Here is a 21,494-nt window from a genome sequence, read left to right on the forward strand (position 1 = left end):
TTTATGATATAATTTAAGTGAACAATGGGGGGATAACTATGGAATATACAATTATAGGAGTTTTATTAATGGCGACCTCACTTCTTATAATGCATATCAGTGAATTAAAAGACAGGATGAGTCGTATGAATTCAACTTTACAAAAGATTGCTAGCAAAGTTGGAGTGGAAGAACCTTTTATAGACCAAAATGAATTAAGATCTTTAATTGCAGAAGGTAAAAAGGTTCAGGCAGTTAAAAAAGTAAGGATGGATTTAGGGCTTGGATTAAAGGAAGCCAAGGAATATGTTGATAACTTAGATAAGATTTAAGGTTGTTGATTTGTAGAAAAATCATGAAAAGTAGCTTGTCATTATTAAAAAATGGTGGGCTACTTTTATTTTATGGTAAAAAGATGCAATTAGGTTTTGAGAAAGCTCATTTTTAACTTCGATTTTCTCTTTTAGGCATAGATTTTTTATTGGAACACTTAAGGCTATAAATGATTAGGTAAATAATTTAAAAATGTTGTAATTTACAATTTAAAAAATTATTGTAGATTAGCTATTTACAAAACCAAATTTTAGGTATATAGTTAGTTATATAAGTAATGAACCGATTAAGTGATTAACCATATAATATCACAAGGAGGTGAATTTGATGTTGGATCTAAATTCGGATAAATCCATTTATATACAGATTGCTGAAACCATAGAAAATGAAATATTAATAGGAAATTTAAGAGAAGGAGAGCAGGCGCCTTCTACTAATCAGTTTTCTAAGGTATACAAAATTAACCCAGCAACAGCTGGGAAGGGGCTTAATATATTGGTGGAAGATGAAATACTTTATAAAAGGAGAGGTATAGGTATGTTTGTAGCAGAGGGGGCTAAAGATAAAATCTTAAAGAAAAGACAAGAGGTTTTCTTTAAGGAGGCAATACCAGAACTTATAAAGGAAGCGGAAAGATTAGAAGTTAAGAAGAATGATATCATAAAAGTTATTGAGGATTATATTGGAGGTGAAGAATAAATGGCTGATGCAATTAAGTGTGAAAACTTATCAAAGTTTTATGGCAAATTAGAAGCAGTGAAAAATATAAATTTAACCTTAGAAGGAGATAAGATTTATGGGCTTCTCGGAAGAAACGGAGCTGGAAAGAGTACCCTGACAAACCTTATTGCAGCTCAAATAATTAGGGATAGTGGACATATTAATATTTTTGGGGAAGAGGTTTTCGAAAACACAAAAGCCCTAGAAAATATATGTTTAGTTAAAGAAAAAGAAATTCCCCTAGAAGATGATAAGGTAAAAAGGATATTTAAATTCGCTAGTATTTTATATAAAAATTGGGATGAAGAGTATAAAGAATTTTTAGTAAAGGAATTCAACTTAGATACTAATAAAAAATATAAAAATCTTTCTAGAGGAACTAAATCCATAGTTGGGGTAATTATAGGACTCGCTTCTAGAGCAAAAATAACCATTTTTGATGAACCGTCCCTAGGACTTGATGCCGCAGTTAGAGAGAAGTTTTATAATTTATTATTACAGGATTATGAAGAGCATAAAAGGACAATTATATTATCAACTCATTTAATTGATGAGGTAAGTAACCTATTTGAGGAAATTATAGTAATGAATAAAGGAGAAATTATCCTTAAAGAAGAGATAGATACCCTTTTAGATAAGGCTCATTTCTTAAGCGGAAGAGAAGAGATAATACTACCTTTAATAAAAAATAAAAATATAATCCATAAAGAGTTTTTTGGAGCTACTTCTATAATAGGAGTTTTAGGTAAATTTGAAGAGGGGGAGCTTAAGCTCTTAAAGGATAATAATATAGACATAAGTCCTATGTCTTTGCAAAAGTTATTTATTTATATTACAGAAGGACTAAATAGTTAGGGGGGAGAGATTATGGAAGGATTTAAAAGACAATTAAAATTTCAATATTTAGATGCTAAGAAAGCTTTTGTTGTATTTTGGTCTATAGTCCTGTTAAGCAATGTATTATTTCATGTATTAAATAATACTACTAATATAAACAGCAAGTTTGGAATTTATTGGTCAGAGCCTAGTGTTAACCAAGGTAGCGTAAATGTAGCAGGAGGAAATGCAATATCTATTCTTATATTTATTTTGGTATCCTGCATTGTTATGTACTATAAGAGCTTTCCAGCAGCTATAGGATTTAGTTCTACAAGAAAAGACTTTTATAAGGGTGTTATAGGTTATAATGTTATGATATCTTTAGCTATGTCAGTAGTAGAAGCTGTACTTTTAAAAGCTGATAGGTTTATAGTAAGAGCCATGGGTGGAGAAGCTCTAACGGATCTTATGTATTTTAATTGTGAAACAGATAGTATTTTTTATATTATTATCATTGTATTTCTACTAACATTGTTATTTACTTCCATGTTTAACTTAGTTGGAATTTTTGTATATAAAATTGGTTATAAATTTTGGATAGGTTTTGGGATTTTATTTATGATCGTAGGAAATATAAAGATTTTATCAACGTCTATATTAAATTTTGCTACCTTCATAGCATCTTACAATGACTTTATTACCTTCTTTATAAAATTTATCATTACCATAGTATTACTCCATGTAATAGCTTGGGGCTTTGTTAGAAAATTAAGTATTAAATCAAATAAATAAGAATCAATGAGATTTTTAGTATTAAGAGGGAGTTTTAGCTCCCTCCTTTGCATTTTATTATTTGAATTAAACTGTGGTATAATAAAATATATAGAGTAATTTTTAACTTCAAATGTAGTTTAATTAATAAGAGCAAGGAGTGATTTTAATGAAAAAAATTAGATATTTTGTTTTACCACTATTTATGTCTTTAACACTTTTAGCAGGGTGTACTCCTAAGCAAGATGCACAAGTTAAAGTAGAAGGAGACAAGCCTAACCAAGAGACAAAACAAGAAAATGACACTAAAAAGCCAGAAGAAAATAAGGAGAAGCCTCAAGAAGAAAAGGTAGATCCAGCAGTTTTAAATAGATTTGATAAATATTTCTACAAGGGTAAAGATGAGATGGTGTACATAGGAATGGCGGAGTATGGATACAGGGCTAAGTATGAAAAGGAAGTTACAGATAATCCAAAGGAAAAGACAGTTGTTTATAAAGGATCTATGAGTGATGGAGTTGGAGAGACAAAGGGGCCAAGAGAGTTTATAGCAAGTTATATAATTGATAAGGATAAGGTTGTAGAAAAGATAGAAAATAAAGATTATCTAAAAGACAGAAAAACTACTTTAAACTCTATAATTGAAAATTTTATAGTAGTTAAAGGGGAAGTTAAGGTAGGAAATAAGTGGGAGCAAAGCTTTAAACAAAAGGATAAAGAGTTTAAGGCAGTAACAGAGATAAAAGCTGTTGAGAAAAAAGGAGATAAAACTCAATTTGTTACTGAAACCACTGTAGCTAATATGGAAGGTTATAAAGATAATACCTACATAGAAAAGAGAACCTACAGAGAAGGCTTAGGTCTTATAGATTTTGAAAACACACCTAAAATTGTAAATGGTGTTGAGCCTATAGATCCAATGGTAGGCTATGGATTAAACTATATAATGGATAAAGATGGTAATAAAGATATAATTGAAAGATAAGTAAAACTAAAACTAAAGGTCAGATAGGATAATTAAAATCCTGTCTGACCTTTAATATTTAATCAAGTGATCTTTAGCCTTTCACCAAAGTTTTTAAAAAACACTATTAGAGCTGATATTCAAGGAATAAAAAATAACACTCAAGCATGAATATTGCTTGAGTGTTTCATTGTCATAAGGGGGACAATAGGGGTTATTGCCTACCTAATTGATAGTAATATCTGTTTAATATCTGTTATTGATTATATTATATACTATTATTTATTAATAATCAATATTAATTATATAAATTTTTAAAAATTTTATTGCCTAAGGTAATTAGACTTTTAATCTTTATGATATTATAATTAAATTTGATGTCTTATATTTTTTCATTCAGGGGTGATTTAATGGATTTTTTAGAGGATGTCTGTGAGCTTTGTGGAAGAGAAGGAGTAGAAACTACAGAACATCACCTGATTCCAAGAGAAGAAGGTGGAAAGAATATGGGAACTTCAAGACTTTGTATAAATTGTCATAAGCAAATACATGCCCTTTACTCTAATAAAGAATTAGCTGTAAGGCTTTATACCATAGATAGACTAAAAAATGATGAAAAAATTAAAAAGTATCTAAATTGGATAAAAAAACAACCAATAACTCACACAGCAACAATTAAAAAATCTAGAGAGAAAAGAGTAAGGGTGAGAGATTAGTTCTTTATAATGATAAGATGGAGAGTGGTATTTTTACAGGTAAACTCTACCTAAATATAATACTCAATTGATAGCTTACAATAGTACAGTAAAGTTTGTTTATACTATTGATATTCATAGGTGAAACATGTTATTATGATTATGATATAGTAAGTTAAAAATAATATAATGCTAGGGGTGCTTTAAAGCTGAGAGGGAATGTTTTCCTAACCCTTGTACCTGAACTGGGTAATACCAGCGTAGGAAAGCGAGATTGTTACTAAAACACTGTTTTTCTACAGTGTTTGTTTTTTTGTAAAAATATTTATATAAAGGAGGATTAATCAATGAATTGGTTTAAATTTAAGTTTAAGGTTCCAAAGGCAGAGGAATCTTTAGGCAAAGTCTTTTTAGATCCTAAGATATATATAACTTTATTGGTAGTTATAGCTTTAGTTGTTACATTTATATACGTAAGTAAGGTGAAACTTACTACAAAGACTATGGTTCATATAGGTATTGCTGTGGCTTTATCTATTGTATTAAAGATGTTTAGGATAATGCAGATGCCTATGGGTGGTTCTGTAACTTTAGGGTCTATGATTCCTATTATATTTATAGCCTATGTTTATGGGCCTAGAATAGGGTATTTAACAGGACTAATATTTGGTGTTATGGACTTGCTTTTAGGTGCTACTGTGGTACATCCAATACAGCTTTTAATTGATTATATCTTAGCTTTTGGATTATTAGGTGTAGCAGGATATTTTAAAAACAATATATCTTTGGGGACTTTGGTGGCTATAGCTTTAAGATGCTTATGTCATGTTATTTCAGGAGTAGTATTCTTTTATGAAAATGCTGGAGGTAAGAATGTTTGGATTTATTCCATATCATATAATGGGACATACTTAATACCGGAAGCTATAATAGCTATGATTATTTTAGCTATGATACCTGTTAAAAGATTAAGAACTGAAATGGCAAGAAATTTAGCCTAAAACATATTAAGACTGTGGATTAATATCTATGTAAAGATTATTTATCCACAGTCTTTAATTTATCTCATGATTACCATAATTGAAAACTAGCTTATGAAATTTTTCCAAGAGATAATGATTTTAGAGCCTCTTTTATTTCAGCTCTACTTTTATCCATACTGCTTTCTACAGCAGCTGTTATAGCGCCTTCTACTAAAGCTGCATCTATTATCTCTACATTATTCTTTTTATCTTCATCTAACATTTCAAGAGCCATTTCAGCATTCATAAACGCACTACCTAGGTCAAAGAGTATTAGAACTCCATCTTCAGAATAGACTTCATCTATGGCCTTAAGTATTTTATTTATATCTGTACCAATTCTATCATCTTCAGTACCACCAGCTTCTGCTATAGGCACTTCTTTAGCCATTTCCTTAGCTAATTCTTTAACCCCTTTTGAAACATTGCTACTATGAGATATTATAACTAATCCAACCATTTTAACTTCTTCCTTTCCGTTATTTTAATTGATAGGGTATAGAAGATGATTTAGGTTTGAGATTTAACATACTCATAAATAGTTTCCAAAATAAGAGCACTAGAAGTAGCACCAGGGTCTTGATGGCCTATGCTTCTATCTCCAAGGTAACTTGCCCTACCTTTTTTAGCAATTATAGTCTTTGTATGTTCTACACCATTATAAGCAGCTTCTTTCACTTTGAATAAGGCATCTACTGCATTATCACCTTCATCAATAGATTTTTTTAACTGATTTAGGGCTGGCTCAATGGAATCTACCATGGTCTTGTCATCTAATTCAGCTTTTCCTCTCATTTTTATACCTTCTAAAGCAGACTGGAGCATATTTCGAAAATCCTTTAAATCTACCTGAGATTTGCCATTCACATCCACAGCAGCTTTCATAAAAGCTGTGCCATATAGAGGACCTGATGCTCCACCTACATTAGAGACTAAAGCCATTCCTACTTTTTTGAGCATATCCCCTATATTATTTCCATCTTCATCTTTTATTTTATCTACCACAGCAGTAAAACCTTTATTTAAATTTAATCCGTGATCTCCGTCGCCTATAGTAGCATCTAAGGTTGTAAGATATTCTTTATTTTTAGCCATTACTTCATTTAATTTCATGAATAAATCTTTTACTTGTAAACCTGTTAAGCTCATCTTTAAGATCTCCTTTCTGTAAGTTTTTAGGGAGATAATATTAGCTTGATACTTTAAATAACCTTAAAGGCAGGAGTGTCTGCTGGAGCATCTAAAAGTTCTTTTAGTTCCTGATCTAATTTTAATAAAGTAACAGAGCAACCAGCCATTTCTAAAGAAGTCATGTATTCACCTACAAAGGTTTTATATACCTTTATTCCCTTCTCGTTTAGAAGTTCACTTACTTTTTTATTTATTATATATAATTCCATGTGAGGTGTAGCGGCAAGTCCGTTTATCATAACCGCAACTTCTTCGTTTGAGTTTAATTTCATGTCAGCTAATATTTTATCTACTAATTGAGTTGCAACTTTATCAGCAGTTATTAGTTTCTCTTTATGGGTACCTGGTTCACCATGTATACCCATGCCTATCTCCATTTCATCTTCAGCTAATGTAAAGTTAGGTTTTCCTGCAGCAGGAACAATACAAGAAGTTAAAGCCATACCCATACTTCTTACATTAGCAATTACTTTTTCAGCAGTGTTTTTTACCTCTTCTAAGGAAGCGCCAGTTTCAGCCTTTGCCCCAGCTATTTTATGGACCAAAACTGTTCCTGCAATACCACGTCTTCCAGCGGTATAAGTACTATTTTCCACAGCTACATCATCGTTTACAACTACAGTATCAACTTTTATTCCTTCCATTTCTGCCATTTCTTTTGCCATTTCAAAATTCATAATGTCTCCACTATAATTTTTAATAATAAGTAATACACCTTCACCGCTATCTACAGCCTTTGCAGCTTCATAAACCTGATCTGGAGTTGGGGAGGTAAAAACAGCTCCTGCTACAGCAGCATCTAACATTCCTTTACCCACATAACCACCATGAGCAGGTTCATGACCGCTACCTCCACCACTTACTAAAGCAACTTTTCCTTTAATAGGAGAGTCCTTTCTTACAAGAACATCATAATTATCAAGTTTTCTTAAATATTCTGGGTGAGCATAAGCTATACCTTGAAGCATATCATCCACAACTAGGTTAGGATCGTTTATTAATTTTTTCATTACGAAAACCTCCTTATTGAATAATATTTGCCATGTTAGTGAAATTTATTATAAATATTTATAATTTTCAAATTTTTATACCTTTATATATATGATATAATATTGAGCATTATTTAAAAAGATTTAAGTGAAGACATAGGTAAAATTAACTATTTGTTAATATTAGTGTTAAGCTTTGTAATGATGGGTAAAAAATAAATAAGCCCCTATCACTAAAAGGCTTTAATTGTGATATAAGGCTTATTTATTGTATAAAAATGAATAAAGGAAAAGGTTGAAAATTAAACTTCATAATTTATAGGGCAGCATAACATTGATAGTTACAATTAATGTTATGTTTTCCATGAAAATAATAAAAACACCTTAAAGGTGTTTTTATTATTTAGCTTTTGGTTCAAAAGCCAATCTTAAAGTATCTCCTATTATGTTAAAGCTTAGCACTGTAAATAATATTAATAGTCCAGGAAAGATTGCAAGGGCTGGTTGATCTATCATATAAGCTTGAGCACTTTGAAGCATGCTACCCCAAGAAGAATTAGGTTGTTGCACTCCAAGACCTAAAAAACTTAAGGAGGATTCCATAAGTATGGCTCCTGCTATATTTATAGATGATGCAACTATTACGCTTGGGAAAACATTAGGTATTATGTGCTTAAATATTATTCTAGATGGTCTTATACCTTGAGATTTAGCATATATCACATACTCTCTTTCCTTCATAGATAAGGTTTCACCACGTATTATACGAGCTATTCCCATCCAGCTAAATAGGGCTATAATAATTATTATATTTTTAACCCCAGGCTTAAAATACACATTTAATGTAAGAATTAAGAAGAAACTTGGAATAGACATTAAAATATCTATAAATCTCATTATGAGAGTATCTACAATGCCACCAGCATATCCACTTATGGTTCCCACTATAGTTCCTATAGTACTAGATAAAATCATAGATAGGAAACCTACAAAAAGGGATAGCCTGCCACCATATAAGGCTCTTGTAAAATAATCTCTTCCCATATCATCTGTACCAAAAAGATGTTTTAAACTAGGCCCTTGAAGCTTATTATTTACATCAATAGCGTTAGGATCATAGGGAGATAAAAATGCTAATAAGCAAAGTATAAGAAGGATTATAAGTGTAACTACAGCAACCAAAGATAATTTATTTTTTTTAAAGTCCTTTTTTACCATTTGAAAAAAACTATCACCCATATTAGTTCACCGCCTTTATTCTAGGATCTACTACCCCGTATAAGATATCTGCTATAAGATTTCCTAAAATAAGCATTAAAGCTGATATCATAGTTATAGCCATTATTAAGGGATAGTCAAAGCTAAATATAGCATTTATACCAAGTCTACCCATACCAGGCCAACCAAAAATGGTTTCTGTAATAAAAGCACCTGCAATAAGATTAGGTAAGGACATACCTATTATAGTTATTATGGGTAAAAGGGTGTTTTTTAGAATATGAGTACCGAAAACTTTTTTAGAGCTGACACCTTTTCCTATAGCAGTTCTTACATAGTCTTCTTTCATTTCCGTTATTGCCTTACTTCTTATGTATCTAGTTATGACAGCAAAGTTTTGAAAACTTAGCACTGTAGCAGGCATTATGGTATGTTTAATTACATCTAAAGTAGAGTCTACTCCAATGGTATGCATACCTACGCTAGGCAAAAGTCTAAGCTGCTGTGAAAATATAACTATGAGTATCATGGCAAACCAGAAAGAAGGTATAGAGATACCTATATAACTGATTACTGAAATAACATTATCTATCCATTTATTTTTATTATAAGCAGAAATTAAGCCGAAAATAATTCCAAAGATTATGGCTGTTATTAAAGAGGTACCCATAAGCAGCAAAGTTGCAGGTATTCTCTCTTTTATTTGAGCAGCCACAGGTCTATAGTTTATAAGTGAGTATCCAAAGTCACCTTTTAAAACATTTTTAAGCCACATTGCATACTGTACAGGAAGAGGCTTATCAAGGCCTAGATTTTGTCTTACCCTTTCCACATCTTCTGCGCTCATATTTGGAGTAACATAGGATCTAACAGGGTCCCCAGGAGCCATTTTAATAAGAATAAAAGATAATATTGATATAAATATTAACATTGGAATAGCTTGAAGGATCCTTTTTAATATATATCGTGCCAATTTATTCACCTCAGAATTTTAAATTTAATATAAAGAAAATTAAAGGGAAGCCAATACGGTTTCCCTCTAATATATAATAAATGAAATTAATTACTTTTGATAAAGTTTAGATAGATCCCTGAACATAAATATTGGTGCTGGCTCAGCTTCTTCCACTCCACCAAATTTATTATCAATAGCTACTATAGATTTAGGGAATACTATTGGATATAAAGACATATCATCAGCAATGGTCTTTTGAACTTCTTTATATATTTCATCCCTTTTTTTGTCATTAGTTTCAACTGCACCTTTAGCCCATAGAGCATCAAGATCTTTATTGCTGTAATTCATAAAGTTATTAGGGTTTCCTGTTAAAAATAGAGGTTTATATCCATCTGGGTCAACACCCATTACAAAACCATTAAACCCTAAGTCAAAATCCTTATTATTTTTAGCATCTACAAGCTTTTGTATAAATGCATTTCTTTCCATACCCATAAGCTCTACATTTATGCCTACATCCTTAAGACGTTGTTGAACTATTAAAGATTGAGCTTCTTGTTCTTTACTTCCATTAGTATAAGCTAGTTTTAAATCTAAGGAAGTGATGCCTGCTTTATTTAAAAGTTCTTTAGCCTTTTCTACATTGAAATCATACTTTTCTACACCATTATTATCATGATATAAAGTACCTGGAGTAAATACAGTATTAGCTTTGTCACCGTATTCTGTAGAAGTATATGCACCTTTTATTAATTCTTCTTTATCTAAAGCATAAGCAATAGCTTGTCTTACTTCTTTTATCTTTAAAGCATCATTATTTTGGTTTATAACCATGTTATTTAACATATTTTCACTAAAAGTTATTACATTAAGCTTATCTTTAAACTTGTCTACATCTTTAGCTGATATGTATTTAGCAGATATTTCACCTGTAGTTAAAGCTGAATTTGCAGTGTTAGCATCAGGTATAATTCTATAAACCACAGTTTCAAGATGAGGTTTTCCTCTAAAATAATCCTCATTTCTAACTAAAGTAACACTTTCACCTTTAGTAGCTTCCTTATATTTGTAAGGACCAGATCCTATAGGATTATCATTTTTTGTACTCTTAGCTATGTTTTCTTCACCTTCAAATATGTGCTTAGGTATTGGTGTAAGTCTAGCTATAGAAGACTTAAAGGTAGCAGTAACTTCTGGTAGCTTAAACTCTACTGTAGTATCATCAACTTTTTTATATTCAATAGGTTTATCATTAATAACTAAATAGTCTCTAAGCAAACTGTTTTCTTTTTTATCTAATATCTTATCTAGAGTAAATATCATATCATCTGAAGTTAATGGCTTTCCATCATGCCACTTAAGATCTTTTTTAAGCTTTAATGTATATGTCAAAAAGTCACTTGAACTTTCAAAGCTATCTGCAAGATAAAAATCAGTTTTTTCTCCATTCATTACGAATAATGGAGAAAAGAGTGCATTATTAATTGTCATAGTAACCCTGTCGTTCCCATATAAAGGGTTTAAAACGTTAGGGTCACCACCAGCTTGGAATATAATGGTTCCACCATCTTTTATACCTTTATCTGTTGAAGCGCCTGGATTAGCATCTTTTTTAGTACCGCAAGCAGTAACTAGAATCATTGAAGCTGCCATTATAGCCGCCAACAATTTTTTTGCTTTCATTAAAAAACCTCCTAAACAATAGTTTGGATTTTATATTATATTTCTACAAAAAATTATAGCATTTTTAATGCATTACACTCCAATAGATAATAACTATTAATAAAAGATTATTAATAGTTATTATCTATGTAAACGAATATCCATGGAAGGAAATACGGGGGTTTTAGCTACATAGGGAATGTATTTATCTATCTATCACTACCGTTACTAATGATCTATGTTTTATTAAAATTGGATATATTAAGCTTTAAACTTTAGTGAGTTATAGTAATTATGCTATCCATAAGCACTACTACACACTGTTATAAATTCTTATAAGGTTCAGATATAGAGAGAACTTCTCATAAGCAAACTCCATCTGAGCCTAAGAAGTATTTCATAGATTATAAAAGTAATTATAGGAAGCTATACATTTTCTCCTAAGTATTGCTATGTGGATAATAATTAAAAAATTTATAGTGAAACTATTAATCAAAACACATATGTAATGTATGAAAGGAGTTGGTAAACATGGCAATAACAAAAAACTTAATTAAAAATGCAGTGGTGATGAAGTACAACACAGGGATGGTGGACGAAAAAGGAAAGGATATAGTAAAAACTTATAGACTTTCAAACATTAAACCCGAGGCAACAGAAGAAGAAATATTAGCAATGTGTAAAGACTTCAATAAGGTTTTAAAACATTCTGTGCATATGCTTCTTAGGGAATATCAAGAAAACATTAAGGAATCTTAAGCAGAGAACCAAGGTCTATGATCTTGTGTGAATTGGTTAAGCAGGTACCCAAATCTATGATTTAAAAACAACAAAAATATTATTTATGGAGGGGTTTAAAGATGGAGAATAATAAAATTCTTGTAATGAATTTTATCAGCAAGGAAGGTACTAAATCTAGTGTAAAGGTTGAGCATGTGAGAGAAGATTTAATGAGGGAAGATGTAGTAGAATTAATGGACAACATAATTTCTAAAGGTTTAATAACCTCAAAGGGAGGACAACTAATGTTTAAGGATTCAGCAGAAATAATAGAAAGAGGATCTTCAAAGATAGATTTGAAATAAGAAAAAGCGACTGAAAGGTCGCTTTTTTTAATTGTACTTTCTCAAGGTATTGACTTAAAAACAAAAATTATAATATAATGAAAGATTTGACAAAACATAAAAAAATATATATTATATATGTGTAAACGATATATGATATTTTATGGTTGCATATGCAATAACAGGGAATGAGGTTAGAATCCTCAACAGCCCCCGCTACTGTAATAGCTACGAAACTCTATTAAAGTCATTAAGATTAGTTCTTGAGAAGACTAAGAGGATTAGGCTGGAAGCTATAAGTCAGGAGACCTACCATAAAATAAGAGCGTAGGATTTCGGCGGGAAATTAATGCGATAAATATGCAAGGCTACTCTTTCTAAATTGAGTATTCTATGTATTATTAAGTGCTTAAAGTCCTAGAAATAGGGCTTTTTTTATTTGTATTTTTACATAATAAAATTAAAAATATATAGAAGAAAATGGGTATTAGAACGAGTAGGCATGAGATAAAATTTAAAATTATATCTAAAGCTTAGAATCACTTAATATAAGGGGGGATGTATAGTGAATGAAAAAAGCTACCAACTAAATGAAAAGGAGGAAAAATTACTAAAGATCATCAAAGAAGTAGGCTTTGGTGAGATAAAAGTTATTGTACAAGATGGACTACCTATTAGGATTGAAGAAGTAAGAAAGTCAATTAAACTTTAAAAGAAAGATATTGTACTGACCAGAAAACTGGAGGTGCTGTTAGAAAATTAATAGTTTATATGAGCTGTTAATTAAATCAAAGCAGTAGAAAGTAAAGGTGGGTATGGTTATGAAAAGACAAAATTCAACATTTAAGAAGATGCTGAGTTTATTACTAGTTATGTTCATGTTTTTTGGAGTTGCAGCTAATGCAATTTCTATGCCATTTAGGAAGGCTAACAAATCAGAGCCAAAGGGGTATGTAACAGTATCCATGGAAAAATTCACGTTGGGACTTGGTTATATAATAGAGCCAGTGAGGGTACCTATATATGAGGGGACCAAGGTATCTGAGATAATTACTAACTTGATAGGTGAAGGAAATTATCGTAAAACAGGAACAATAGAGGAAGGGTTTTATCTTGCCCATGTAAAGGATAATGATAGAAGAGAAGCTAATGTACCTGAATATATATTAAATGAATGTGGAGATGTGGACTCAGGCAGAGCAGAAGAGGATTGGCTGGGTGAATTTGACTATACTACTATGTCTGGCTGGATGTATTCTGTAAACAATAAGTTCCCTAATTTCGGTGCTGCTGCATATTATCCAGAAGATGGGGATGTTATTAGGTGGCAGTTTACTGTTTATGGTTATGGTAAGGATCTTGGTGGAGGCTTTGAAGGTGATGAAACTTCAGGTTCCTTTGAAGGCACATACAAACCTATAGCTAATAAGACTGCCCTTACTGCAAAATTAGCAGAAATTAATAGTTCTAACGATAAATCTATGATTCTTTCAAAAGATGGTGTACAAGCAGCCTATGATAAAGCCTACAAAGTAATTCAAGTTGTAGATGCACCACAAGAAAGCGTAGATAATGCATTAAATTTTCTTAACAAGGCAATTGATGCAAGTAACTCATCTAATCCAGTTAATCCGGCTAATCCAGGGGACAAAGGCAATCCGGAGGAACCAAGCAACCCAACTAAACCAAGTATAAATTTAATTCAGCCAAATCCAAGTGTAAAAGAAGCCATAAATGAAACTGCCGCTTTAATGTATGGAAATACACCAAATCCTAAGATTGGAACTCTTGCTGGAGAGTGGACAGTGCTTTCCCTAGCCAGGGCAGGATACAATGTACCAGAGAGTTACTATGAAAAATATTATACTAATATTGAAAATGAGTTAAAGGAAAAAAACGGGGTACTCCATAAGGTTAAGTATACTGAGTATTCAAGGCTTATATTAGCTCTTACAGCTATAGGTAAAGATGTGACAAATGTTGGAGGATATAATTTACTTGAAAAGTTAGCAGATTTTAATACAGTTATAAGACAAGGGATAAATGGCCCTATATTCGCACTAATTGCATTGGATACTAATAACTATGAAATACCCATAGTTGAAGGTGTAAAAGTTCAAACCACTAGAGACATACTTATAGATTATATATTAGATAAAGAAATAACAGATAAAGATGGTGTAGTTGGTGGTTGGGCACTATCAGGTAAGGTTCCAGATCCAGATATAACTGCAATGGCGCTACAGTCTTTAGCTAAATATAAGAATAATGAAAAGGTTAAGCCTTATATTAATAGAGCAGTTCAGGTTTTAGCTGATATTCAGAAAGATACTGGTGGTTACTCAAGTTGGGGATCAATAAATAGTGAGAGTGTAGCACAAGTTATAGTAGCGTTAACATCACTTGGTATAGATCCGGCAAAGGACACTAGATTTATCAAGGGAGAAGGAAACTGGCTCATTTCTGCCATTATGGAATTTTACGTTAAAGGTGGAGGATTCAAACACGTATTGGATCAAGAATTAAATGGTATGGCAACAGATCAAGGTATGTATGCCTTAGTTGCGTATGATAGATTTGTAGATGGGAAATCTTCTCTTTATGATATGACAGATGTTGGAATGGTTGAAGACCTTGAAGGTAGGGCAATAATATCAGTACCTGAGAGTATTAACGGAAATAAAGAAACAGAGTTTAAGATGCAAGTTAAGGTTGGAAGCTGGCCAGAAGGAAACTTTAAGCTATTAGATAGCATTATAAGCATTCCAAATGAAATCGAAATTACTGAAATTACCATGAGTGATAATATGGGTGGAGGGCTTCCTGATTTTGGTGTAGAAAATGGTAAGCTACGCATTGTATATACTAATACTGAGCTTAAAGACATATCCTTTAATGCAACAGAGTTTCCAGCTGAAGTAATAACAATTACAGCTAAATTAACTGAAGATCTTGAAAAGGATACTAAATTACCAGTTAGAATTAATAGCCTTACATTAAAAGCTAGTTCAGATTCTTCTACAACTCATGAAATTGATGTAAGTAGATCAGAAACCAATATAATAATTGGAGAACAAATAACGGCAAAGGCAAGAATTCTTTATAAAGGTGATGGAGTAGATCTTATTCCAGGAAGCAAGTCAGCTGTAGCAGTAGAATTTACTAATCTAACAAAAACCCCTCATATTATCTTAAATGATGATACTACGATGCACTACTCAGAGGAAATAACAAATAAAACAGGAGTTGCAACTTATATTGCTTTAATTGATACAACTGTAGCATTAGATGGATTAAAAGATATAAGTAAGTATAATATAAGCAATAAAAAGAAGGCAAGGTACCTTAAGTTTGGAGATTCAAATGGTGATAATGTTGTAAATGCACAAGATGCTTTAAATACTTTATCAGGATGGTTACGTAAGAGCCAAGCTCCAGATGATGATGGAATACTTGCCATGAACGTTACTGGAGATTCAAGGATTGATACTTACGATGTACTTGGTATTATGGAGCGTTATGTAAATGGAAGTGAATATAAGGTTATAAGTAAATAAACCTATATAAAAGGTGTAGGTAAAGTTTAATAACCTGATAGATATATAAGGCAACCTATAGGAGTTTTCCTATAGGTTGCATCTAAGGTTTAGGAGGGTTTTATGCTAGACAAAATTAAAAACATGTCTAAGAAACAAAAAATAATTGGAGTATCTATAGGAGTAATTGTTTTAGCCTTAATTTCTTTTTTGATCTTTAAGCTTTTATGGGTAATAAAAACTCCAACCCTTACTCTAGTTCCAACAGGGCCCCTAGAAGTTTCTAATAGGGATGAGTTCACTGTAGATGTGATCTTATCCGACTTGCCTAAAAACATATATCCAGCTGCAAGTGTAACCATTGGGTTTGATAAAAATAAACTTGAGTTTACAGGAACGAAGCTTGGAACTATGATGACCCATGGAAATACCACAATAGATAAAAATTCTTTTGACATTCCTTTGTGGGCATGTAATGTGGAAAAGGCAAATCAAATAGGTCAAATAAATACTATGTACTTAGATATGACTGCAGGAAAATATTCTTACTCCAATGAAGGTTTTGATAATAAGTCAAAGAATGTGGTACTTAGATTAGGATTTAAATTAAAAGATAGTGTAGTAAAAGGTGAGGTGTACAATCTTACTATTCATGATGCAGTAATTGCTACTGTAAATGGAGATAAAGAGAGGACTAGCCTTGCTACAAATCAAAATACATTAAGAGCTAAAAGTTCTAAAATAGTAATTCAAAAATAGGTTTAAGGAGGATATCTTGTGAAAAAGAATTGGAGAAAGATAGTAATACCATTGCTTGTAATAGCAGTAATTGTAATGGGCTCCTTAACAGCTTGGTCAATCTATAAAGAAAAGGGAAACTCTAGAACAGCTGATATCCCTAAAGATGGTGTAGTTTCAGCCTCAGCATTTAAGAAAATTAAAAACACCCATGATATGAAAATGTTTAATGGAGAGGAAAATGGTATAAAGTATCAATGGCTATTTTTAGGCAATGATATAACAAAACCAAGGGATATAAATTTATTAATTAGCTTCAATAACGATGAATTAGATTCAGTAAAAAGTCTAACATCATCAGAATGGGTACAGGGCTTTAGTTTTAATGAAAGTGATTCCATTGATTATAACCCAACAATATCTATTGAATTAAATAGCAAGTGGGATTGCAGCGGAGCAGATATTTATAAATTTGATGAAAAAACCAATACTTATGTAATAGTGTCTGGAGCTAGTGTTGAAAATTCTGATAGGACAATTGTGACTTTCATACACTTAGATAATAAAGGGAAGTTCTACATAGTAGGTAATGGGACGAACCAATATATGGCTTCTAACAAAGAAGAGAACAAAGATGAAGAAAATAAGAAAGAAGAAGAGGAAAAGAAAAGTGAAGCTCCACAGTATTTGACAGATAGTAAATCCAGTGGAAGTGGTAATAAACCTTATACCAATAAATCCAAGGAGAAGTATGCTTCAACTGCAAGGGAAAGAGCTCAAATGGCAAGAGGTTCTGATAAAAAAGATAAATATCAGACAGATCCTACTCCAGAAGGAAAGCCATCTCCTGTAGAGTGGCAAGATAAATCAGTAGATAAAAGCAAGGTTAGATACTGCACTCTTTCTATTAGATGTGATACCTTACTAAAGCCAGCTAATTATGCAGAAGCAAAATCCAATGGAAAGGAAGAGATGATTCCTTCAAATGGTATCATTTATGCTACAAGGACAGTGGAGTTTTATGAGGGAGAATTTGTGTTTGACGTACTCCTTAGGGAAGTTAAAAAGAATAAGATACACATGGAGTTTGAAATGACACCAATATTCAATAGCAACTATATACAAGGAATTAATAATTTATATGAATTTGACGGAGGAGCCTTAAGTGGATGGATGTACAAGGTTAATGGATGGTTTCCTAACTATGGATGTAGTAGATACTTACTTAAAGATGGAGATGTTATAGAGTGGGTATATACTTGCGACTTAGGCAGAGATGTTGGCTGTGAATGGATGGGAGGGCAATAGAGATGACTAATTCTTTTAAGGGTTTTCATCCTATAGTAAATTTCTATTACTTCACAGTGGTTATAATATTTAGTATGTTTTTTATGCATCCAATATTTTTAGGGATTTCTTTAATTTCTTCATTTATTTACTCTGTGAGTTTGAATGGAAAAAAAGCAGTTAAGTTTAATCTTTTATACATGTTCCCCTTACTTATTATAATGGCAATTATGAATCCAGCTTTTAATCATCAAGGGGTAACCATTCTATTCTATCTTAAGAGCGGAAATCCTATGACTCTTGAATCAATTTTGTATGGTATTGCAGCAGCAGTAATGTTTATTTCAGTTATTTTGTGGTTTTCTTGTTACAACGCAGTAATGTCTTCAGATAAATTTATTTATTTATGGGGAAGGGTTATTCCAGGCACTTCCCTTATAATATCTATGGTATTAAGATTTGTACCAAGATATAAGGCACAAATTAAGGTCATATCTAATGGCCAAAAGTGCATAGGTCGTGATGTAACCAACGGAAATATTATAACTAGAGCCAAGAATGGAATAAAGATTCTATCAATTATGACTACCTGGGCCTTAGAGAATGCTATTGAAACAGCAGATTCCATGAAATCAAGAGGTTATGGACTTAAAGGGCGTACAAGTTTTTCTATATTTAGATTTGATAAAAGAGATAAGATTACCTTTTTACTAATGTTTGCACTTACAATAATAATCTTAATAGGTTCATTTTTAGGAGAAAACACCATAGTATATTATCCAATTATAAAGGTAAAAGCTATTACGGCATTTAGTGTGTTAGTGTACATTGCATATATATTGCTTTGTCTTATGCCTTTTATCATAGATTTTAAGGAGGAAATAAAATGGAAGCGTTTGGCATTAGAGAATTAACTTTTACATACCCACTTAAAGAAGCTCCAGCTCTTAAAAATATTAATTTAACTATAAATCAAGGTGAGTTCTTAGTGATATGTGGAAAGTCTGGTTGCGGAAAGAGTACATTATTACGCCACCTTAAAACTACATTAACCCCTCATGGAACTCGTAGTGGTGAAATTTTATTTAACTCTAAACCCATTGAAGATATAACCATGAGGGAGCAAGCATCACAGATAGGATACGTACTTCAGAGTCCAGATAATCAAATTGTTACAGATAAGGTATGGCATGAACTGGCCTTTGGGCTTGAAAGTCTAGGATATGATAATAAAACCATAAGACTTAGAGTAGCTGAAATGGCAAGCTTTTTTGGAATTCAAACCTGGTTTATGAAGGATGTAACAGAACTATCAGGAGGGCAAAAACAATTATTAAACTTAGCATCAATTATGGCCATGCAACCATTGGTTTTACTTTTAGATGAGCCAACATCTCAGTTAGACCCAATAGCTGCCAGTGATTTTCTTCAAACTATAAAAAAGATTAATAGGGATCTAGGAACAACTATAATTATGACAGAGCATCATCTAGAAGAGGTATTTACCATGGCTGATAGAGTAGTAGTAATGGATGAAGGTGAAATCATAGCAAATGATATTCCTCAAAAGGTAGGGAGAAGGCTAAAAGAGATTAACCATGAAATGTTCGTATCAATGCCATCTTCTATGAAGATACATTCCATGGTAGAAAATAAATTAAGTTGTCCTATCACTGTAAGAGAAGGCCGCAATTGGATTAATGAATTACTTAAGGAAAAAGATATTTTACATAGAAAGCTTGAAGAAATCCCTAGAATTAATTATGAAGATAAGTCAATGAAAAAAAGAAACAAAATACTATTTAGAAGTGAAAGTGAAGACTTAGAAAACATTGCAATTAAACTTGAAGATGTGTGGTTTAAATATGATAAAAATCTACCTGATGTAGTAAAAGACTTATCTTTAGAAGTAAAGCGTGGAGAGCTTTACTGCATTGTAGGTGGAAATGGTACAGGGAAAACCACTACTCTTTCAATTATAAATGGAATAAATAAACCTTATAGAGGTAAGGTTTTTATAGATGGTAAAGATATAAGGAAGATGAAGGATAAGGAGCTGTTTACAAAGAACTTAGGTGTACTTCCACAAAATCCTCAAGTACTATTTGTAAAAAAGACAGTGGAGCTAGATTTACATGAGATGTTATCAAAGTTTAAGTTAAGTAAAGAGGAGAGAGTAGAGAAAGTTAAAGAGATAGCAAAACTAGTAGAGATTGAACATCTTTTAGATATGCACCCCTATGACTTAAGTGGAGGAGAACAACAAAGGGCTGCTCTTGCGAAGGTTTTACTATTAGAACCAAAGATTATTTTACTTGATGAACCTACCAAGGGGCTTGATGGACATTTTAAAGAAAAGCTATATAAAATCCTAAAAAAATTACTTAATGAGGGAGTTACAGTGGTTATGGTTTCTCATGACATTGAATTTTGTGCTGAATACGCAGATAGATGTGCACTATTTTTTGACGGGAATATAGTTACTTATGATACACCTAATAAGTTTTTTTCAGGGAATAGCTTTTATACTACTGCAGCTAATAGGATGTCACGTCATGTATTTGAAAACACAGTAACTTGTGAGGATGTGATTAGTTTATGCAATTTAAATATGAGCAAGGTGAAATAACTGAAGTTATAAATTATCATGAGAGTTCTTTAGAGGGTTATAACAAAGATGAAACTAAAAATAATGATATGGTTGAATTTAAAAATCTTATAGAAATAGAGCATGAATATAAAGAAGAAACAAAGGAGCAAAAACCTTCAGAAGATTACAAAGAAAATAAATCTAAAAAACAGCAAGGAGCAGTAGAAAAAAATCATAAGTTAAATGAAAGAACTGTATTTGCATCGGTGCTGATATTAATTGTAGTTCCAATAACAATATTATTTGGGATCTTTGTATTAAAGGATAGAAAATATTACTTTATAAGTCTACTAATTGTTATATACACTATGATTCCATTCTTTATGGTGTTTGAAAAAAGAAAGCCACAGGCTAGAGAGCTAATAGTAATTTCAGTGCTCTCTGCAATTGCAGTGGCAGGAAGAGCAGCATTTTTTATGCTTCCACAATTTAAACCTGTAGTAGCAGTGGTGATTATTTCAGGAGTATGCTTTGGAGCAGAATCAGGTTTTCTTGTGGGAGCTGTATCGGGATTTGTATCTAATTTTTTCTTTGGACAAGGTCCTTGGACCCCATGGCAAATGTTCGGATTCGGGATAATTGGCTTTCTTGCAGGGATTTTATTTAAAAAGGGAAGATTAAAGAAAAATAGAATTGCCCTATGTATATATGGAGGACTAGCCACCTTTTTTATATATGGCGTATTACTAAATACAGCCTCTGTGTTTATGATGTATTCTAAATTTAGCGTAGATGTATTTATAGCCTGTATTATATCAGGTATACCTTTTGATGCTGTACATGCTATATCTACAGTGTTTTTTCTCTTTATAATATCTGAGCCCATGATAGAAAAGCTAGATAGGATAAAAATAAAATACGGATTAATAGAACCATAAGCTTAAAAAATGTATAATAC

Annotated in this window: 22 protein-coding genes and 2 riboswitches; of the genes, 16 read left to right on the top strand and 6 right to left on the bottom strand. The window is 31.8% G+C overall.

Annotated features, from left to right (window positions below; translation table 11 throughout):
* Positions 1 to 38: 38 nt before the first annotated feature.
* The 7 genes from KQI89_RS16080 to thiT all read left to right on the top strand — a co-directional run bounded on the left by KQI89_RS16080 (position 39) and on the right by thiT (position 5,282).
* Positions 39 to 311 carry a ribosomal protein L7/L12 gene (locus KQI89_RS16080; protein WP_216457947.1) on the top strand — a complete coding sequence of 91 codons (273 nt, stop codon included), beginning with the start codon at positions 39 to 41 and terminating at the stop codon, positions 309 to 311.
* Positions 312 to 639: 328 nt separating this feature from the next.
* Complete coding sequence (locus KQI89_RS16085; protein WP_343216388.1) at positions 640 to 1,011, top strand: GntR family transcriptional regulator; 372 nt, start codon at positions 640 to 642, stop codon at positions 1,009 to 1,011.
* Complete coding sequence (locus KQI89_RS16090; protein ID WP_216457949.1) at positions 1,012 to 1,887, top strand: ATP-binding cassette domain-containing protein; 876 nt, start codon at positions 1,012 to 1,014, stop codon at positions 1,885 to 1,887.
* A 12-nt stretch (positions 1,888 to 1,899) separates the two neighbouring features.
* Entirely contained in the window at positions 1,900 to 2,643 is a 744-nt protein-coding gene (locus tag KQI89_RS16095) for a hypothetical protein (RefSeq protein WP_216457950.1), read from the top strand.
* 148 nt (positions 2,644 to 2,791) lie between these two features.
* On the top strand, positions 2,792 to 3,607 hold the full coding sequence (locus KQI89_RS16100; protein ID WP_216457951.1) for a hypothetical protein: 816 nt from the start codon (positions 2,792 to 2,794) through the stop codon (positions 3,605 to 3,607).
* A 389-nt stretch (positions 3,608 to 3,996) separates the two neighbouring features.
* Positions 3,997 to 4,302 carry an HNH endonuclease family protein gene (locus KQI89_RS16105; RefSeq protein WP_032123161.1) on the top strand — a complete coding sequence of 102 codons (306 nt, stop codon included), beginning with the start codon at positions 3,997 to 3,999 and terminating at the stop codon, positions 4,300 to 4,302.
* Positions 4,303 to 4,465: 163 nt separating this feature from the next.
* Positions 4,466 to 4,565: riboswitch (TPP riboswitch) on the top strand.
* Between the two features lie 63 nt (positions 4,566 to 4,628).
* Positions 4,629 to 5,282 carry an energy-coupled thiamine transporter ThiT gene (gene thiT, locus KQI89_RS16110; protein WP_216457952.1) on the top strand — a complete coding sequence of 218 codons (654 nt, stop codon included), beginning with the start codon at positions 4,629 to 4,631 and terminating at the stop codon, positions 5,280 to 5,282.
* A 91-nt stretch (positions 5,283 to 5,373) separates the two neighbouring features.
* Here thiT and dhaM read toward each other — a convergent pair whose 3' ends face one another.
* The 6 genes from dhaM to KQI89_RS16140 form a co-directional block, all read right to left on the bottom strand.
* Complete coding sequence (gene dhaM / locus KQI89_RS16115) at positions 5,374 to 5,763, bottom strand: dihydroxyacetone kinase phosphoryl donor subunit DhaM (RefSeq protein ID WP_216457953.1); 390 nt, start codon at positions 5,761 to 5,763, stop codon at positions 5,374 to 5,376.
* A gap of 50 nt (positions 5,764 to 5,813) precedes the next feature.
* A complete protein-coding gene (dhaL, locus tag KQI89_RS16120) occupies positions 5,814 to 6,452 on the bottom strand; it encodes a dihydroxyacetone kinase subunit DhaL (RefSeq protein WP_216457954.1) in 639 nt (212 codons plus the stop codon).
* Positions 6,453 to 6,505: 53 nt separating this feature from the next.
* The gene (dhaK, locus tag KQI89_RS16125) at positions 6,506 to 7,504 is read right to left on the bottom strand and encodes a dihydroxyacetone kinase subunit DhaK (RefSeq protein ID WP_216457955.1); all 999 of its coding nucleotides are present in this window, start codon (positions 7,502 to 7,504) and stop codon (positions 6,506 to 6,508) included.
* A gap of 378 nt (positions 7,505 to 7,882) precedes the next feature.
* Positions 7,883 to 8,722 carry an ABC transporter permease gene (locus KQI89_RS16130; protein ID WP_216457956.1) on the bottom strand — a complete coding sequence of 280 codons (840 nt, stop codon included), beginning with the start codon at positions 8,720 to 8,722 and terminating at the stop codon, positions 7,883 to 7,885.
* A gap of 1 nt (position 8,723) precedes the next feature.
* Complete coding sequence (locus tag KQI89_RS16135; protein ID WP_032123155.1) at positions 8,724 to 9,674, bottom strand: ABC transporter permease; 951 nt, start codon at positions 9,672 to 9,674, stop codon at positions 8,724 to 8,726.
* Between the two features lie 90 nt (positions 9,675 to 9,764).
* Positions 9,765 to 11,342, bottom strand: a complete 1,578-nt coding sequence (locus KQI89_RS16140; RefSeq protein ID WP_216457957.1) for an ABC transporter substrate-binding protein — start codon at positions 11,340 to 11,342, stop codon at positions 9,765 to 9,767.
* A 510-nt stretch (positions 11,343 to 11,852) separates the two neighbouring features.
* Between KQI89_RS16140 and KQI89_RS16145 the strand changes: the two genes are divergently transcribed.
* The 9 genes from KQI89_RS16145 (at position 11,853) to KQI89_RS16185 (ending at position 21,474) form a co-directional block, all read left to right on the top strand.
* Complete coding sequence (locus KQI89_RS16145; RefSeq protein WP_032123153.1) at positions 11,853 to 12,080, top strand: DUF1659 domain-containing protein; 228 nt, start codon at positions 11,853 to 11,855, stop codon at positions 12,078 to 12,080.
* A 101-nt stretch (positions 12,081 to 12,181) separates the two neighbouring features.
* The gene (locus tag KQI89_RS16150) at positions 12,182 to 12,406 is read left to right on the top strand and encodes a DUF2922 domain-containing protein (protein ID WP_216457958.1); all 225 of its coding nucleotides are present in this window, start codon (positions 12,182 to 12,184) and stop codon (positions 12,404 to 12,406) included.
* Positions 12,407 to 12,532: 126 nt separating this feature from the next.
* A riboswitch (cobalamin riboswitch) is annotated at positions 12,533 to 12,716 on the top strand.
* A 234-nt stretch (positions 12,717 to 12,950) separates the two neighbouring features.
* On the top strand, positions 12,951 to 13,097 hold the full coding sequence (locus KQI89_RS17810) for a DUF2292 domain-containing protein (protein WP_032123151.1): 147 nt from the start codon (positions 12,951 to 12,953) through the stop codon (positions 13,095 to 13,097).
* A 109-nt stretch (positions 13,098 to 13,206) separates the two neighbouring features.
* On the top strand, positions 13,207 to 15,942 hold the full coding sequence (locus tag KQI89_RS16160) for a DUF4430 domain-containing protein (RefSeq protein WP_216457959.1): 2,736 nt from the start codon (positions 13,207 to 13,209) through the stop codon (positions 15,940 to 15,942).
* Between the two features lie 102 nt (positions 15,943 to 16,044).
* Positions 16,045 to 16,680, top strand: a complete 636-nt coding sequence (locus KQI89_RS16165) for a cohesin domain-containing protein (RefSeq protein ID WP_216457960.1) — start codon at positions 16,045 to 16,047, stop codon at positions 16,678 to 16,680.
* A gap of 18 nt (positions 16,681 to 16,698) precedes the next feature.
* Complete coding sequence (locus tag KQI89_RS17815) at positions 16,699 to 17,967, top strand: DUF4430 domain-containing protein (protein ID WP_343216389.1); 1,269 nt, start codon at positions 16,699 to 16,701, stop codon at positions 17,965 to 17,967.
* A 2-nt stretch (positions 17,968 to 17,969) separates the two neighbouring features.
* Complete coding sequence (locus KQI89_RS16175) at positions 17,970 to 18,860, top strand: energy-coupling factor transporter transmembrane component T (protein WP_216457961.1); 891 nt, start codon at positions 17,970 to 17,972, stop codon at positions 18,858 to 18,860.
* On the top strand, positions 18,833 to 20,575 hold the full coding sequence (locus tag KQI89_RS16180; protein ID WP_216457962.1) for an ABC transporter ATP-binding protein: 1,743 nt from the start codon (positions 18,833 to 18,835) through the stop codon (positions 20,573 to 20,575). The genes KQI89_RS16175 and KQI89_RS16180 overlap by 28 nt, the downstream gene beginning before the upstream one ends.
* The gene (locus KQI89_RS16185) at positions 20,545 to 21,474 is read left to right on the top strand and encodes an ECF transporter S component (protein ID WP_246583157.1); all 930 of its coding nucleotides are present in this window, start codon (positions 20,545 to 20,547) and stop codon (positions 21,472 to 21,474) included. Before KQI89_RS16180 ends, KQI89_RS16185 begins: the two co-directional genes overlap by 31 nt.
* The last annotated feature ends 20 nt before the right edge of the window (positions 21,475 to 21,494 follow it).

Source organism: Clostridium simiarum (genome assembly GCF_018919175.1).
Taxonomy (GTDB): Bacteria; Bacillota; Clostridia; order Clostridiales; family Clostridiaceae; genus Clostridium_L; species Clostridium_L simiarum.

Bases quoted from the DNA above. Each gene is read 5' to 3' on its own strand.
- KQI89_RS16080 (WP_216457947.1), top strand. From the start codon at position 39: ATGGAATATACAATTATAGGAGTTTTATTAATGGCGACCTCACTTCTT.
- KQI89_RS16085 (WP_343216388.1), top strand. From the start codon at position 640: ATGTTGGATCTAAATTCGGATAAATCCATTTATATACAGATTGCTGAA.
- KQI89_RS16090 (WP_216457949.1), top strand. From the start codon at position 1,012: ATGGCTGATGCAATTAAGTGTGAAAACTTATCAAAGTTTTATGGCAAA.
- KQI89_RS16095 (WP_216457950.1), top strand. From the start codon at position 1,900: ATGGAAGGATTTAAAAGACAATTAAAATTTCAATATTTAGATGCTAAG.
- KQI89_RS16100 (WP_216457951.1), top strand. From the start codon at position 2,792: ATGAAAAAAATTAGATATTTTGTTTTACCACTATTTATGTCTTTAACA.
- KQI89_RS16105 (WP_032123161.1), top strand. From the start codon at position 3,997: ATGGATTTTTTAGAGGATGTCTGTGAGCTTTGTGGAAGAGAAGGAGTA.
- thiT (WP_216457952.1), top strand. From the start codon at position 4,629: ATGAATTGGTTTAAATTTAAGTTTAAGGTTCCAAAGGCAGAGGAATCT.
- dhaM (WP_216457953.1), bottom strand. From the start codon at position 5,763: ATGGTTGGATTAGTTATAATATCTCATAGTAGCAATGTTTCAAAAGGG.
- dhaL (WP_216457954.1), bottom strand. From the start codon at position 6,452: ATGAGCTTAACAGGTTTACAAGTAAAAGATTTATTCATGAAATTAAAT.
- dhaK (WP_216457955.1), bottom strand. From the start codon at position 7,504: ATGAAAAAATTAATAAACGATCCTAACCTAGTTGTGGATGATATGCTT.
- KQI89_RS16130 (WP_216457956.1), bottom strand. From the start codon at position 8,722: ATGGGTGATAGTTTTTTTCAAATGGTAAAAAAGGACTTTAAAAAAAAT.
- KQI89_RS16140 (WP_216457957.1), bottom strand. From the start codon at position 11,342: ATGAAAGCAAAAAAATTGTTGGCGGCTATAATGGCAGCTTCAATGATT.
- KQI89_RS16145 (WP_032123153.1), top strand. From the start codon at position 11,853: ATGGCAATAACAAAAAACTTAATTAAAAATGCAGTGGTGATGAAGTAC.
- KQI89_RS16150 (WP_216457958.1), top strand. From the start codon at position 12,182: ATGGAGAATAATAAAATTCTTGTAATGAATTTTATCAGCAAGGAAGGT.
- KQI89_RS16160 (WP_216457959.1), top strand. From the start codon at position 13,207: ATGAAAAGACAAAATTCAACATTTAAGAAGATGCTGAGTTTATTACTA.
- KQI89_RS16165 (WP_216457960.1), top strand. From the start codon at position 16,045: ATGCTAGACAAAATTAAAAACATGTCTAAGAAACAAAAAATAATTGGA.
- KQI89_RS16175 (WP_216457961.1), top strand. From the start codon at position 17,970: ATGACTAATTCTTTTAAGGGTTTTCATCCTATAGTAAATTTCTATTAC.
- KQI89_RS16180 (WP_216457962.1), top strand. From the start codon at position 18,833: ATGGAAGCGTTTGGCATTAGAGAATTAACTTTTACATACCCACTTAAA.
- KQI89_RS16185 (WP_246583157.1), top strand. From the start codon at position 20,545: ATGCAATTTAAATATGAGCAAGGTGAAATAACTGAAGTTATAAATTAT.